Raw genomic sequence first — 15,359 nt, 5'->3', positions numbered from 1 at the left:
GTTATAACCTCCTTTATACCCCGTATGGGTATGTAAGTGTTCAAAAGAAAACGTGCAGTTTAGTTATTGCACGTTTTCCTGAATTTTTTATGCAACGTCATATCCTTGATCGTCAATTGCTTCTTTGATTGCGTCTAATGAAACTTGAGTTGAATCAAATTCTACATCAACTTGAGCATCGCTTAGATTTACTTTTACGCTTGATACACCTGCTAATTTACCAACTGTACCTTCAATTGCATTTACGCAATGTCCACAAGACATTCCACCAACATTTAATGTTACTTTTTCCATAATAAAATCGCTCCTTTTAAGTTACTTTTTCATTAATTTTTGAATGGTTATAAGAAGTTCATCAACGACTTCTTTGTCGCCTTCTTGAATTCGCTCTGTTACACAGCTTTTAAGGTGAGCTTCTAGTAAAACTTTTGAAAAACCATTTAATGCTGATTGAATTGCTGATATTTGAGTGATAACATCATCACAGTAAGTATCTTTTTCAATAAGCCCCTTTACACCGCGAATTTGTCCTTCTATTCTGTTTAAGCGGTGAATTAAGCTCTTTTTCACTTTATCTGTATGGTGACTTGCTCGCTCTGAATGGCTGGAGCAACAACTTTCAACATCTAACGGATCTACATTTAAGTTTTCATTTTCCATTCGCTCAACCTCCTTAATTATAATTTACTATACCCTCCTACCCTATGTAAAGAGTTAAATAAAAAATTTTTCCAAGTTGTGAAAAGTGTATGGCAAGAGGGTACAATTTCTCTATTTATGCTCTTTTAAATACAGTGAATAATAACAACGATAAAGCAGATAATGCTGCTAATAGTAGGCTTACATACATGAAATCGTTATCTGTTACTACTAATATGATACCAGCAACAGTTGGACCTATTGTTGAACCTAATGATCTAAATAAACTTAGTAACCCAATAGCTGAACCTGCTTCTGCCATTGATGTTCCTTGAATCATTAAAATATTTAGCGGTGCCCCGATAATAATTCCGATTCCAAAACCAACTAAGCCAACGATACCTAGTAGAATTTCATAACTTGCCGGAATCGTTAATAGGACTCCACCTATTGTTGTAATTGTAAAACCTAGAAATAATACTTTCTTTGCCCCATACTTCGTTACTAAATGTCCACCTACTAAAGAAGCTATCATTGAAAATACAGCCAATGGTGTTACGCCTAGTGCTGCTGAAGCTTTAGCTACATTATAATTTGTTTCAATGAACCATGGCAAAAGATTAATCGTTGACGCCATGATAAACCCTGACACTAAAGAGAATAGCAAGTTTAATCTTAGTTGATTTGATTTAAAATATTCTAGTTTTACTATAGGATCTTCAGATTTACGTTCAATCATGATAAAAATCGGTATTAAAGCTAGACCAATAACAAATACAAGTAAGTTCTTTGTAGTGATCCCTAACATAATACTAAGAATAATTGCTGTTATCGAGAGCATTCCTAGGTAATCAATTTTTTTCTTATTGATGACTTGAGGTAGTTTCACTGTGCTAATTAATGCTACTACAATAATGGCGATTGGTACATTGATTAGGAATATCCATTGCCATGAATAGCTTTGAATGATTAGTCCACCAACAATTGGCCCTAAAATGCTTCCAAGTCCAAAGATAACTCCAATCCAACCCATAGCTTTTGCTCTTGTTTCTTGTGGATAGCTAACGGCAATAAATGCAGATGTAATGGGGAATATACCCCCTGTCCCTATGGCTTGAATACTTCTCCCGATGAGGAACATGATAAAGTTTGGCGCTAAAGCTGCTAGGAGTGAACCTAGTCCAAACAAGCTAATACCAATCATGAAAATTACTTTTCTTCCGAATCGGTCAGAGAATTTTCCCATTAACGGAATACTAACGGCAAATAATAAAGTGTAAATGGTGAAACTCCAAACTCCCCATGAAGCGTCAATTTGATAAGCATTTAGTATCGAGCTTAAAGCTGGACCAACGATTCCATGGTCGAGTGCTCCCATAAAAATACCTGTTAATAGAATTGTTAAAGTAAAACCTCTAAGCTTACTTTCTAATGTTTGATTTTTCATTAATACAGTTTCCATTTTAGTTACCTCCAATATTTTCAAAGGAAAAACTTGTTAATATATTTATACTATACCCCGGTACCCTATGTAAAGTGTTTTTTAAAAAAAACTTACAAAATAAAATTAATAACAAAAAAGCCCGCAATCTATATGAAAGATACGGACTAATTACTGATAAAATTTAACACTTCTTCCTTATTATCTTTAACCACTTGTCTTCCTAATTCAATTAACTCTTCAATAAATCTTACATCATCAAATGGCACTTCTTTTCCTAGTTCTTCATTTATTCTTAAATATTGATTACCTAATAAAAGTTGGCAGTGATAGGATACGGATTCTGAAGATAGGTGTAGGGCTAAGTCTAATAGTTTAGGCGTTACCTTCATGGATGGAAAGTGGAACGGCATCCATTGTCTTATTCCCCAGTGTGCTTCTGTTTCAATGGAAAAATCAATATTTTGTTGTCCGGTACCTAAAGAAAGGATTTGTATGTCTTTCATTTCTTTTTTAAAGAAGTGTATCGCTTCTGTAATGCATACTAACGATGGGTTATTTGCCCATAAACCTCCATCAATTGAAAGATATTTATTATTTATATTATTAGGAGGAAAATAAATGGGAGCTGAACACGATGAAAGTACAGCATCCCAGAGTTTTATGGATAGGTCCTCGCTATCGGGGTGCCCAAAGTTTGACCTAAGTACAAATGGTTTACCATGAGTTACATCGACCGCTGGAATGAGTAATGGTTGCTTAATATCAGATAATGTTAGTTCACCAAAGGCTTTTTGAAAGAAGCGACGTAAATAACGATCGCTATATACACTTTTAAATAAACCAACCTTTGCTTGACGGGTGAAAATTTTCTCTCCATACTGCTTATAACCAGCTAGTACCTCCCCCATTTCTTTTTTTACACAAATGGAGGCAGCAATGATAGAGCCTGTACTTGTACCTGCAATCACGTCAAACAGTTCACTAATTGGTTGCTGACATTCATTTTCTAAAGCTTCTAAAATAGCGATGGCAAAGACACCTCTAATTCCTCCACCATCAATGCATAGCATCCTCATACATTCACCTATATTTTCTATTGTTTTCTAAACAGTCTTCCCATGTATAAACTCAGGTAACCCCTTTAGGTATATACTAAATGAAACCACTTTTTTAAGCCCCGCCCCACGTCTCTTTTAACTGCTGAATTTCATTTCCATGGGTTACCCCCTCATCAGATGGTGTCTCTAATATAAAAGGGATATTCTTCAAAATTGGTGATGTAATGAATGCATTAAATTGTTCCTGAGCTATGTATTTGCCCTTAAAAATGTTCTCGTGACGATCCTTGCCGGAACCACTTGGATATTTTGAATTATTTAAATGAATCGCTTTTAAATGACTCCAATAATCCAGTTCTTTTCCTTTAGAAAACAATTCTTCATGATTCTCACCAGTCCAAATACTACTAGAAAACGCATGACAAGTATCTAAACAAAAGCCGATTTTATTTGGTTGCTCACATAGAGTACGTACTTGTACTAACTCCTCTAAAGTGGTGCCCATTGTTCCTGGCTTTCCAGCAGTATTCTCTAATAAAATTAAACATTTTCCCTCCCAATTTTCTAGCACCGTGTTTAGCATTTCAATCATCATTTGATAACCGGCTAGTGGATTAGTTGCATCAAAATGGCTTCCATAGTGGACAACGACCCCAATTGATCCGCATGCATCTGCAATTTCTAGATCATTAATTAGGGATTCGATGGTCGCTTCTTTTTTTTCGTCTGAAGGTGTGAGACTGGTAGGATAGGGTGTATGGGCAATAGAGGACAAATGGTGTTCTAGACAAAATTCCTTACAAAGTTTTGCATCTTCCTTGTTAAACTCTTTAACAGACAAACTTCTTGGGTTTTTCGGAAAATATTGATAGCAATTAGCCCCTATTGAATGAGCATATTTTGCAGCTCCTAAGTAACCATGTCTGATACTTACATGACAACCAAACTTCATATGATGTTCTCTCCTGTATTTTCCTTTTCTATAGTTTCAGCGATTTTGACAAATGTATGTAGTAAGTTTTTAGAAACAAAAAACAAGACCTCAATCTTGAAGTCTTGTTTTTCGCAGCTAGTCTACATATTTTTGCAAGAAGCTAACCATTGTTTTGTAAACTTTTATTGCATTTTCTGTTTTCGAGAATCCGTGCCCCTCATCTTCAAGAACTAAATACTCTACATCTTGCCCACGACTTTGCATCGCTTCGACAATAACATCAGATTCCACTTTTACGACACGAGGGTCATTAGCCCCTTGGATCACAAGCATTGGCTTGTTCATTGCATCAATATAGGTCATAGGGGAATCCTCGATGAGTTTTTCACGATCTATCACAGCATCTCCAATTGATTCCGCATCAGCAGCTTTCCAATGTTCTGGGGCTGTTTCGAGTGTTGTAAATAAATTACTTGGACCGAATATATCTACAAAAGCTTTAAATCGGTCACTATGGCGTCCATGGAGGAGAAGAGTCATATAGCCGCCGTAACTTCCACCAATACAGAACCATTTATCGGTACTCGCTTTTCCTTGTTCAATTAACCAGTCCATTCCAGCTATAATATCTAGGCGAGGCCCGCCGCCCCAATCTTTATTTACTAATTTGAGAAAGCTTTCTCCGTAACCGGTACTTCCTCTAAAATTCGGGGTAAATATACGGTATCCTTGTGAACATAAATATTGAAAGATCGCACGGAAATTCTTTCTTTCCGCCCATTGAGGTCCACCATGTGGCCATAAAATTGTATAACCATTATCTAGTTCTTTCTTGGGAGAAAAATAGAGTGCCTCGATTTCCAACCCATCAAAACTAGAATAACTTAACACTTCCGGTTGGATAAGTTCTGATTCCTTCACCCCTAAAAGTTGATGTTCTGTTAGTTGCTCCCAATCATTTAATTGCTCACTACGATACAGATTTGCAGGGGTTACACTTGAACGTCCAAGTGTGTATAAATGCCCATTTTTTATGACAATTTTATCTACAATGTCAAATGGCTTATCAACTCTATCTAACTTCTTTGTTTCAAGTTCATATACATATAGATGGTCTTCAGCCCCTCTTCCAGCAACGAAAAACACTCGATTATTCGTAGAATCCAAGGTTAACTGAGACAATTCAAAACCATCCAGTTCTACTAGTTTTTCAAACGTTTTAGTCTGAAGGTGGAAAGAAGCTAAATAGGTGAATTCACTGCCAAAGTTTGATAATACTAGTACTTCGTCATTAGTCAGATATTCAACTTGACTTACACGGTGTGCCTCTTCCCCGGCAGGAGATATGAGAATATGTTCTTGATTTCGAGCAATATAACCAAACGCACTAGTATTTCCGATACTTTTTGAATAGGCAAAGGAACTTTCATCAGGGCTAACAGAGTAAAGATAGCTCGGTCCAACATCACCGCTCAATAAAACTTCTTTTTCATTAGTCTCTAAATTAATTCGGCAAATGTTTAAGAAACTTGGGTTTCCTTCACTAGTCACATAATAAAAAGTATTGCCATCCTTAGACAACTCACCATAATAATACTTTTCCCCTTTCTTCTGTAGAATGGGGGTAGTTTCTCCTCCAGTTGGTGGAAAAGCGTAAACGTGATAATCCTCATCACCGTCAAAATCATATCCAGTTAGTATGTATCGTCCACTTGGGTCATATTTAACAAAGGAATTCATTTGATTCGTGTTCGTCATTTGATAAGGATAGCCTTTATCGAGTTTCATCGCCCATAAGTTGTAATGTCCATTTAAATTAGTAGAATAGATGATTTCATCTTGTTGCGGACTCACATCAAAATCAGTAATATTTAATGTTCTAAAGTAGCTTTCCATACTTGCTTGTTTAAAAGTAATCATATATAACTCCCTTATTTGTACTTTTTTAAATAATATTATTATTCTAATAATTCTTCAAGTAAAAAAGGGTCTGTCCAATAACTCACTATTAAATTATGCTATTGATATTTGAATTACTCTCGTAATTTCGTCCGTTGATTTCCGGTCCAGGCACTTGCTTTCCGCGGGGAGGAAGTCGAGCCTCCTCGCCGTGCCGTCTGTGGGGTCTCGACCTTTCCTCTACATCCCGCTGGAGTCAAGTGCCTTCCCCTCCAATCAACTCAGTGCTTTATACTAAATAAAAAAGGAAGTGGAGAAAAAATCGTTTTTCTCTACTTCCTTCATTTTAGCTACTTATTAAACAACCCTTTGGAAATTTAAAGTTCATCCTCTCGATTACTTCTAACATCTGGTCTTACTGGTGTTAATTCTTCTGATAACTCGGTTTGTAATTGTAGATTACTTTGGAGATTGGTTCGGTTTTGATTTGAGAGTATAGTTTTCATGAGGTATTGATGAAAGAAGTACTCTAGTATGGCTACTCCAATGGCAGCAGTTAAAGCCATGGTAAATAAATTTCCTCTATAAATCACTCCCGAACCGATAAACCAGATGACGGCAAAGGCTAACCCAAAATCAGCTACCGTAGCAATCACATTATTCGTTCTAGGTAAAATGAGAGAGTCCCCTACAATATAAGCAATAACACCTAATAACAAACTAATCATTAACACATTTCCGAAAGTCATTCCATAAAACAGACCTAACACAATATATAACGCAATGAGCGTAGAGATTAATTTAATGGTTATTGCTCTTAGATGAGGCATCAACTTAACTCCTTTTAGCTACTATCTTTCAGATTATCATCACTAAATATGTATAGAGATGATTAGTTTTCATTAGACTTACTGAAACTTTCACTAACATATTGAAATAAATACATTAGAACCGTCTTAGTTAAAAATAGGAGGGATAATTGATATTTCTTTAAATTCAAAAGAGTGGCATACCCTGCCTTTTTAAACCAGTCAATAATTACATATGTAAAAAGTGAGTCTACGATTAGATTAGTGAGAAAATAGAGAAAGAATCTCCCATAGATAAACTTTAAGATCCAGAGTGAACCTACAAAAAAAGGGCCAGCTAATAATGGGGTCATTCCACCTAACTTAGGATGAAGTTTTTTATGGAATTTCCACCAATCGTTTCGTAGTGCAATTTTATTTTCAAAATAGACAAATAGCGAAATAAAAATAGCTCCAGGTAAAAAACGTTTGATTGTTTTCCTACCCAATAAAGGTAATGTCAACCATGACACTATAATCATACTCGCTAAAATCAATTTATCTTTTTTCACGGAAAGACCATTCCTTTTTTCTTATGTTGTTCAATTTTCAAGATATTTACTCATCAAATGACTTTCATTTATTGATTTAAGATTATCGTACAAATTTGGTCTTCTATCAATTTTCCGTTTGCATCAGTGGCTAAGTTATTGATAATAATCGAAAAAATAAGATCTTCACCTGAGTTGGTACGTAAATAACCAGACAAAGAACTTACAGTAGAAAGGCTGCCAGTTTTAGCATGAACTCTCCCCTTAAAAGATGCGCTTTCCATTCTATAACGCAAGGTCCCACCGCTCATTTTCTCCTTTGATCCAGTAACCGGTAGAGAATTTAAATAAAGGGGAAACCAAAATTTTTTTTGTACCTGATGAAGGAGAAATGAAACTTCATTTGCTGGAACCAGATTCACATGTGAAATCCCCGACCCATCTCTAAGCACCATCGTATCTGGGTTCATTCCTAATTTCTTTAATTCTTCGTCTAAAACCTCCAACCCTTTCTCCCAACTACCTTCCCCTTTCTTCACTTTCCCCATCTCTTTTACAAGAACCTCACCATGACTATTGTTGCTCAATTTCATAAATGGGATTAATAGTTCAGATAAAGGCATGGATTCATGTCTTAAAATTACTTTAGTGTCCTCAGGTGCGACCCCTTGTATGGTCTTTCCCTGAACTTTAATACCGTATTTTTTTAACGACTGCTCAAAAAGCGTCAGGACATATTTAGTAGGCTCCCACACCGCAATCCACTCTTTAGTTGACTTTGATTCAATAGGAATGGAACCTTGAATTATAACCTTGTTTGAGCCATGCTCTCTCTTTATAGACAAATCCTTTTTTCCACTAGAATCTACGGTATTCGTTTGATTGATTAAGGTCACATAATGAGTTTTTGGATGTAGGGATATGGTTGCTTTTTCACCAACCGTTTTTCCTGGTACTATTTCTAGTTGCACAGTTCCCGTATCATAATCATCATCAGGAGAAACATTTAAGGCCGATATTTGTGCACCATAATAGGTCGTTTCGTCACTCCATGGAAGATCAATAGAATATCTTACCGAGTCATACCACGAATCGTCAGCAATAAGATTTCCCCGAATCGTTTTAATTCCTAATTCAGAAAGTTCCTTTGCTAGCCGGTTTAAGTCGGAAATCATAAGGGTGGGATCTCCCTTACCCTTTAAATAAAGATTTCCTTTTAATTTTTTTCTTTTTATAACGCCGTCCGTTAGTATTTCCGTTTTAAACGTATAATCTTCCCCTAGAGCAGATAGTGCCGCCGCCGCTGTAAAAAGCTTCAAATTAGAAGCTGGTCTTAAGCGTACATTTCCAAAATGGTTGTAAACTAATTCACCTGTTGTAGCATTTCTAACACTTATGCCAATTAAGGCTCCATTTAAATCAGGATGACTACTAACTAGGTCAGTTATCTGTTTATTTAAATTACTTTTATTAATAGCTTGAACGGGATTCGCATTAAAACAATTAAAAATAAAGGTACTTATTAACAAAAAAACACAAATTCTCCTCGTTTTGAGATACAAAATCGTTTCACCTTCCGTTAAAAGATTCTACTATTTTGTTTCAAAAAAAAGGAAAATATGTGCTAGTGTTCATTACCCAAGTTTCTTGAAGAATAACTTTTCCCACATTCTCCAAGGAATTAGATTTTTCATGAAGATTGCCGTTTTTATCCCTTTACCAATAGGATGACGCAGAGAGGTTTTCTCTTCTTCCGCAAGTTGTACTATTCTATTTGCTACGTCCAGCGGATTGCCAAAGTTGTGTTCACCCTTCTCAAGTTGTTCCTCTATTTTTCTCATATATGTAAAGTATGGTGAATTAGGATTTAGAGACTTTTCTGTTACTTGTTTACCTGTAGACCAGATGTTCGTTTTATAGGACCCAGGCTCGATAAGGATGACTTCCACACCGAACGGTTTCATCTCTAGACGCAAGCATTCACTGAATCCCTCTACTGCATGCTTAGATGCTACATATGGTGATATTCCAGGAAAACCCACTCTACCGCTTATACTACTAATATTGATAATTTTCCCCTTTTGTTTTTCCCTCATGAATGGTAAGCAAGCTTGAGTTACTGCAATTAAACCAAAAAAGTTCGTCTCAAATTGCTTTCTGTATTCATCTAATGGAATCTCCTCTACAAAACCCGCTCCTGCGAATCCAGCATTATTAATGAGTACATCAACACTCCCCAACTCATTTATGTAATTTTTAAAATGATTGATGGAAGATTCAGAGGTTACATCTAGTTCCAAAAGCGAGATTTGCTTCTCTACTCCGTTTTGTTTTCCAAGCTGTAACAAAGTTTCTCCTTTTTCGAGATTTCTCATCGTTGCGATTACATGAAAATTTCGTTTAGCCAGTTCAATCGTGGTTAATAACCCAAAGCCACTTGATGCCCCTGTAACTACTGCTATCCCTTTATTCATTTAGAAAGTCCTTTCTAATTGGTTTTAAATCAGTATTCTATAAAGGTTTGTGAATACCTTTAAATGGGTGTAATTATAGAACAAAAGAGGCTGAACATTATCGTTCAACCTCTTTGGCATTTTACTTATCAAAAATTGTGTTGGATAACAGTCTGAATAGGTAATCTGTATGGTCACGGAATCCTACTTCTAAACCAATTAATGTCACGTCTTTGTTATTTTCTTTTACAATAATGGCTTGACCTTGTGCATTTGTACGGTTTCTCCAGTGTCCTGCTACAAAGAAATCTTCATCATTTTTTAAGTTTGCGTATACGGTGTCATTTTCTAAGTTCGTATACCAAACAGGACGATAGACAAAACCGATATCTTCTTGATTGTATCCAGCTGTCAAACTAGATTCTTCATAATTTACATTTACAATCCCATTACTATTGGAGCCAGCTGTATTAATCTTATTATCTGTTAATCCAAGAGTCAAGGAAGCTCTCGATGCACCTGCACCAATGGCAATATATTTGCCACCTTGATCAAGGAATTGATTAACGTTATTTTTAAAGGTTGCTAATTGGTCTGCTTGTTGAAAGCCAAACTCCTTATTGGCTGTACTTAAGTTAGTAGAAATTAAACTTTCCGTTCCGCTATAAACAAATACATCAAAGGATGCTAAACCATTTTCAGCTACTTCAACTGGAGTAACTTCCGTAACTTGGAAGCCTAGTCTTTTAAGAGCGAGTTTCGTTCCTGCATGTGATTGAGCTTTCCCCATTCCGCCGTCTTTTAGAATAGCCACTTTCATATCTTCTACTTTGACAGCATTAGAAGGTATGGAACCTGATCCAATTTGAAGGCCAGAGTTTTTAACAGCAGCAGAAATTTGATTAGCTTGTGCATCTACATAGAAGTTTCCTTTTGAATCACGCTTTACACTTACACCTTGTTGCAACAAAGTATTTACTAAATGAACTGCCTTAACAGAACTATTCGGAACAACAAAAGGCCCTTTACCAGAAACAGATCCTTGCTCATTGATTTGATTTACCTTTGTTGATGTCACTGTTACATCTTGATTGATTTGAATGGCTTCAAAGCCCCAAAGCTCAGGTAAACTCCATGCAGAAATATCATACATTGCTGGAGTGTCCTCAGAAATATCTTCCCCATCCCAAAGCATCGTATTTGCTAAACCTGCTTTTGCTTGGTCCATTTTTACGATATAAGTCCCTTTAGAGTAGACCTTTCCATCAACGGTAAAAGATTTAGATGACTGAACTACTTCTATATCATTTTTTAATAGATGGTTAACAGCTTTGTTTGTAACAGTCGGATCGTTTTCGTTAACAGGTAAAATATACGCTTTCGGGAAATGGCCATCTTTATGGAACGGATGGTCAAAGTTAATACCGCGTTTGAATATTTCAATCTGATCTTTAATCATTTCCTGTTTGTTTTGTGTTGTAAACTGTAGAGCTCCCATGATGGCATCGTATGTAAAGCGAACTCCATCCCAATCATTGGTTGGCGCTTCTAGTGTATGACCATATGCACCATGATACATCGCATACATTGGGGTGAAGATAGGCGGATAGTCATCCCAACCAGCTTCATCATCTCTTAATGGGATATAGCTGCCTTTCATACTTTTATATAGATTGCCGCTATACTCTCCTTGATTGGCCATGATTTGACTTTCCATAGCAAGTGCCGACCCAAGAGCCCACTTCGAATACAAATCATATTCATAGTTTGGATTATGTGGTGGTGTGCATGGCTCGATTAACCCTTGTAGATTAGGAGCATAATTTTTCACATATCCATGGGTGTCTAAAAACACCATAGGGTTCCATTCTGTTAGTAATTCTACCATTTGTTGAGTTTCTGGTTGTGACTGTGTAATAAAGTCACGATTCAAATCAATTCCTTCCCCATTAAAACGAGTTGCGTCGATTCTTCCATCAGGGTTTTGTACCACGTTGAAAATAAGGATATTATTTTCTAATATATTCCTTGTAACGTCATCGTTTTCAGTAGCAAATCTCTCAATTAATTGCATAAGTGCATCACTGCCTACAAATTCAGTTCCATGAATGGAACCATTAATCATAACAGGAACTTTAAAATCAGGGTTATTAGCAACCCAATCTTGTGCTTTCTGTGGGTTCTTAAACATTTGCTTTCTTAATGATTGTATTTTCCCAAACTTACCTTGAGTCGTTGGATCAGCAATTGTTACCACATATAAAGGTTGCCCTTTAGAGGATTGACCCGTAACCTCTACTTTTACACGATTGGATTGTTTCTCAATCTCATTTAATTTAGTACCTATTTGTGAGAACTTCATAAAGTCATAGTTTTCACTATTAAATTTACTTCCATCTTGTTCTTCATAAACATTAACATTAATCCATTTTGATTGTTCAGCGAATACGGTTGGCATAGGAATGGTCGCCAACAGACTCGCTGCAAGGATTCCAGAAACTACTTTTTTATTTTTCATATGTAAACCTCCTATTAATATACGAATAAAAATGTCGCATTTTCTATTTTAATACATAATTACATCTATTAAATGATGAAAAATATCTAAATTTATAAATAAATTATAGATAAATAGGCATTAAAAACCGACAAAATTCATCAAAATGTTTAATATCTATTAGGATATATGTATTAATATTCATATATAATATATACATAAAAAGGCTGACCCTTTAAAGGTCAACCTTCTAAAATCTTCTATATCGGCTAGCATAACAAGCATCGCATATTTGATAATCTGAATCCCATGGCAGACTTCTTCTGCACTTTCTACATTTTTTCGTCATTTTTTTGACGTCTGTTCCGAGTCTTTCATGAACTAGATCACTTATTTCGTCTCTTAATCTTTCCCAATAAATGACTTCCGTACGTCGATCTAGACGATATAAGAATAATAAATGTAGACCAAGTGACTTATAAGTAAGTTCTAAAGCTTCTAATGTTCCCTTTTTAATTACTGGTTCTGGAAGCTCTCTGCCATTAATAATAGCTTGCATCGTTTCAAACCATTGTTGGGTTAATTCCGATTCTTTTTTTGAAAACGGAAGATGTAGGAATCCATATAAATCCATTATGGATAAATGTGCCTCTATCTCTGTACCTTGGACAAGTTCATACAATTCCTTCTCTTCAGAAAGAGAAGCTTTTTTCGTTCCAGGTGGACTTTCGAATTGATCCCATAGTTCAAAAAATGTCCCTAAGTCGCGATAGTATTTTTGAAATCTTTCAAAAACCGCATTGGTTGGAGCAATGGCAAAATTGTATACAGGTTCATCTTCTTGCTGTAATAACTTTTTCATGACCTTAATTTGACTTGTAAAAGCAACTTTACCAACATTATAAATCCCTTTTCTCCCTGCACGGCCAGCAATTTGTTTAACTTCCTGGGACGTTAGTAAACGTCTTCTAGAACCATCAAATTTGTCGTTTTCTAAGAAGACGATTCTTCTAATTGGAAGGTTTAATCCCATCCCAATGGCATCAGTCGAGACAATAACGGTTGTTTCTCCGTTTATAAAACGTTCTATTTGTTTTTTCCGAGTTTCAGGTGGCATGCTTCCATAAATCATACTGACAGAATAACCTTCATTTTGTAATCTTGAGGCTGTCTCAAGTACTCTTCTTCTAGAAAAACAAATGAGGGCATCGCCTTTTTTCGTTTGACTGATTTGAAATGGCTTGGACTCCACTTCGAGAGGGATGTCCCTTTTATAATGATGGACAGTAACATCCGAATCTCCTAATAATTCAAGCATCATTCCTTTAGCATTACGGCTACCGATGATATGAACCTCATTGGCATTTGCTTTTGTAATAGCTTTATACCACGAAAATCCCCGGTCCTTGTCCGTTATCATTTGCGCCTCATCAATAACTACTACATCATAAAATTCCTTTTCGTGAAACATTTCAACCGTACAAGAGATATGGGTAGCTTCTGAATTGATTTTCTCTTCTTCACCTGTTTTTAACGAACAAGGAGTACCTTCTTGGTTTAACTTATCATATACCTCTAAAGCTAATAGTCGAAGGGGGGCCAAATATAAACCACTGTTTGCTTGCTTCATCCGCTCTAACGCATGATGTGTTTTTCCAGTGTTTGTCTCACCAATGTGGAGAATATATTTTTTCGTTCGACCAAGATAATAACTATATTCCCTTCCAAAGATATCTTCTAGGATGCGTTCTTCCTCTTCTTTTTTTCGTTGTAACTCTGCTAATTCTTCGGCTATTTTCCGTTTTCGGTCTTCCAGGTCATCCAGATAAATTTCTCTATGTTTATGATAATCAAACGTTGTATCCGCTAGCTTTATCAAGTCAGAAACATACTCTTCTTGGATTTTTTTCATAAAATCATGCTGTAATGTGGTGATGTGGTAGGCTACAACGTTTTTGATCATATCTTTTGATAAGTTTTTATGACCTTCTTTTTCGAGCTCTTCCACCAGTTTAGTTGGAACGATATCGAATAGACTATTTGCGATTAATCTTTCATAAACGAAGGTATATGTCTCGTATTCAAAATATCTCCTACCTAGATAAACCGTTCGATGAATTTCTCCAGTTAATTCAGTTAGGAAATTGGATAAAGTCGTATAAGAATCGGGATCAAACTGACCCAGTTGAACCAATTTTTCTTCAAGTGCAAACGTATCAACAGATTTATATTTGACATTGTTTGCGAAACCTTTAGCTAACTGAGTAGCAACTGCATAACGAATGTTTAAATAAAAGTACTCTTGATTTCTAACGACAATATCATTAGCAGCTGATTCTATACTCATTTGCAGTTTTCTTCTCTGTTCTTCTAAACGGTTCTCTTCTTCTTTTTGTAGTGTGACCTCTCTAGCATTATGATAGCGATCTTCCCACTCTTCTCGGTCGTTAAGAGGAGAATTTTTTAACCATGAAACCATATCAAATGGCTGAAAATGTCTAATCTCGGTTCTAAATAAATGATTAATCACCTTTCTGTCTACACCATCTACTTCAAAACCACGCTCTCTTAAATAGTTCTTCTTTTCATTTCTCGAAACATTATTGGTAGCTTTATTTAGCCAAATGTTAATCCATAATTGTTCTATATATTCCTGTCGATCGGAAAGGTATTGTTCAAAGGTCGGCATAACTTCTTTGTTTCCTAAATAGAAAAAGACGTCCTCATACAGTTTCCTTTTCGTATGCTCTACCGCATTTTCATATATCTCACCAAATGGTGTCATGTAGATATCCCCTTTTTTCTCTAACTTATAAATATTTTATGTATGTAACACTAATCTAAACTATTTTAAATGTGGTAAAACGATAAAAGCTGCTTTCATGAACATAGAAAAGGCTGACTTTGCAAGAAGTAAGTCAGCCAGATATGTATAAAAAATGGTGCCTGAAAATCAGGCACCAGCTCCTTCCGTCCGTACATGGTTAAGTGTCCCGCAACGAGCGAATGTTCGGAAGGAGCAAATTAATCATAACATAACTCCATACTAAAACCAAATAAGTTGGAAGAAAATATAACATATTATATTTTAAACTT

12 protein-coding genes are annotated in these 15,359 nt (G+C 35.9%); all 12 read right to left on the bottom strand.

What is annotated here, in order from left to right; all coding sequences use genetic code 11:
• Window positions 1-87: 87 nt before the first annotated feature.
• The 12 genes from copZ to SM124_RS19285 all read right to left on the bottom strand — a co-directional run bounded on the left by copZ (window position 88) and on the right by SM124_RS19285 (window position 15,048).
• On the bottom strand, window positions 88-294 hold the full coding sequence (copZ, locus tag SM124_RS19340) for a copper chaperone CopZ (RefSeq protein ID WP_322448178.1): 207 nt from the start codon (window positions 292-294) through the stop codon (window positions 88-90).
• A 21-nt stretch (window positions 295-315) separates the two neighbouring features.
• A complete protein-coding gene (locus SM124_RS19335) occupies window positions 316-660 on the bottom strand; it encodes a metal-sensitive transcriptional regulator (RefSeq protein ID WP_322448177.1) in 345 nt (114 codons plus the stop codon).
• 115 nt (window positions 661-775) lie between these two features.
• Entirely contained in the window at window positions 776-2,101 is a 1,326-nt protein-coding gene (locus SM124_RS19330) for an MFS transporter (RefSeq protein ID WP_322448176.1), read from the bottom strand.
• Window positions 2,102-2,247: 146 nt separating this feature from the next.
• The gene (locus SM124_RS19325; protein WP_322448175.1) at window positions 2,248-3,153 is read right to left on the bottom strand and encodes a CBASS cGAMP-activated phospholipase; all 906 of its coding nucleotides are present in this window, start codon (window positions 3,151-3,153) and stop codon (window positions 2,248-2,250) included.
• Between the two features lie 100 nt (window positions 3,154-3,253).
• Complete coding sequence (locus tag SM124_RS19320; RefSeq protein WP_322448174.1) at window positions 3,254-4,093, bottom strand: deoxyribonuclease IV; 840 nt, start codon at window positions 4,091-4,093, stop codon at window positions 3,254-3,256.
• Window positions 4,094-4,210: 117 nt separating this feature from the next.
• Complete coding sequence (locus SM124_RS19315; RefSeq protein ID WP_322448173.1) at window positions 4,211-5,995, bottom strand: S9 family peptidase; 1,785 nt, start codon at window positions 5,993-5,995, stop codon at window positions 4,211-4,213.
• Between the two features lie 356 nt (window positions 5,996-6,351).
• On the bottom strand, window positions 6,352-6,804 hold the full coding sequence (locus SM124_RS19310) for a YndM family protein (protein WP_322448172.1): 453 nt from the start codon (window positions 6,802-6,804) through the stop codon (window positions 6,352-6,354).
• Between the two features lie 62 nt (window positions 6,805-6,866).
• Complete coding sequence (locus tag SM124_RS19305) at window positions 6,867-7,334, bottom strand: hypothetical protein (RefSeq protein WP_322448171.1); 468 nt, start codon at window positions 7,332-7,334, stop codon at window positions 6,867-6,869.
• Window positions 7,335-7,402: 68 nt separating this feature from the next.
• Entirely contained in the window at window positions 7,403-8,842 is a 1,440-nt protein-coding gene (dacB, locus tag SM124_RS19300) for a D-alanyl-D-alanine carboxypeptidase/D-alanyl-D-alanine endopeptidase (protein ID WP_322448170.1), read from the bottom strand.
• 105 nt (window positions 8,843-8,947) lie between these two features.
• Window positions 8,948-9,787 carry an oxidoreductase gene (locus SM124_RS19295; RefSeq protein WP_322448169.1) on the bottom strand — a complete coding sequence of 280 codons (840 nt, stop codon included), beginning with the start codon at window positions 9,785-9,787 and terminating at the stop codon, window positions 8,948-8,950.
• Between the two features lie 121 nt (window positions 9,788-9,908).
• Window positions 9,909-12,284: a M14 family zinc carboxypeptidase gene (locus SM124_RS19290; RefSeq protein ID WP_322448168.1), complete on the bottom strand. Its 2,376-nt coding sequence runs from the start codon at window positions 12,282-12,284 to the stop codon at window positions 9,909-9,911.
• 229 nt (window positions 12,285-12,513) lie between these two features.
• Window positions 12,514-15,048: a helicase-related protein gene (locus SM124_RS19285; RefSeq protein WP_322448167.1), complete on the bottom strand. Its 2,535-nt coding sequence runs from the start codon at window positions 15,046-15,048 to the stop codon at window positions 12,514-12,516.
• Window positions 15,049-15,359: the final 311 nt, after the last annotated feature.

Origin of the sequence: Robertmurraya mangrovi (genome assembly GCF_034427655.1) — a bacterium.
GTDB classification, from domain to species: Bacteria; Bacillota; Bacilli; order Bacillales; family Cytobacillaceae; genus Robertmurraya_A; species Robertmurraya_A mangrovi.
Note: the sequence above shows the minus strand (reverse complement) of the source record. Positions and strands in the feature narration are given on the sequence as shown.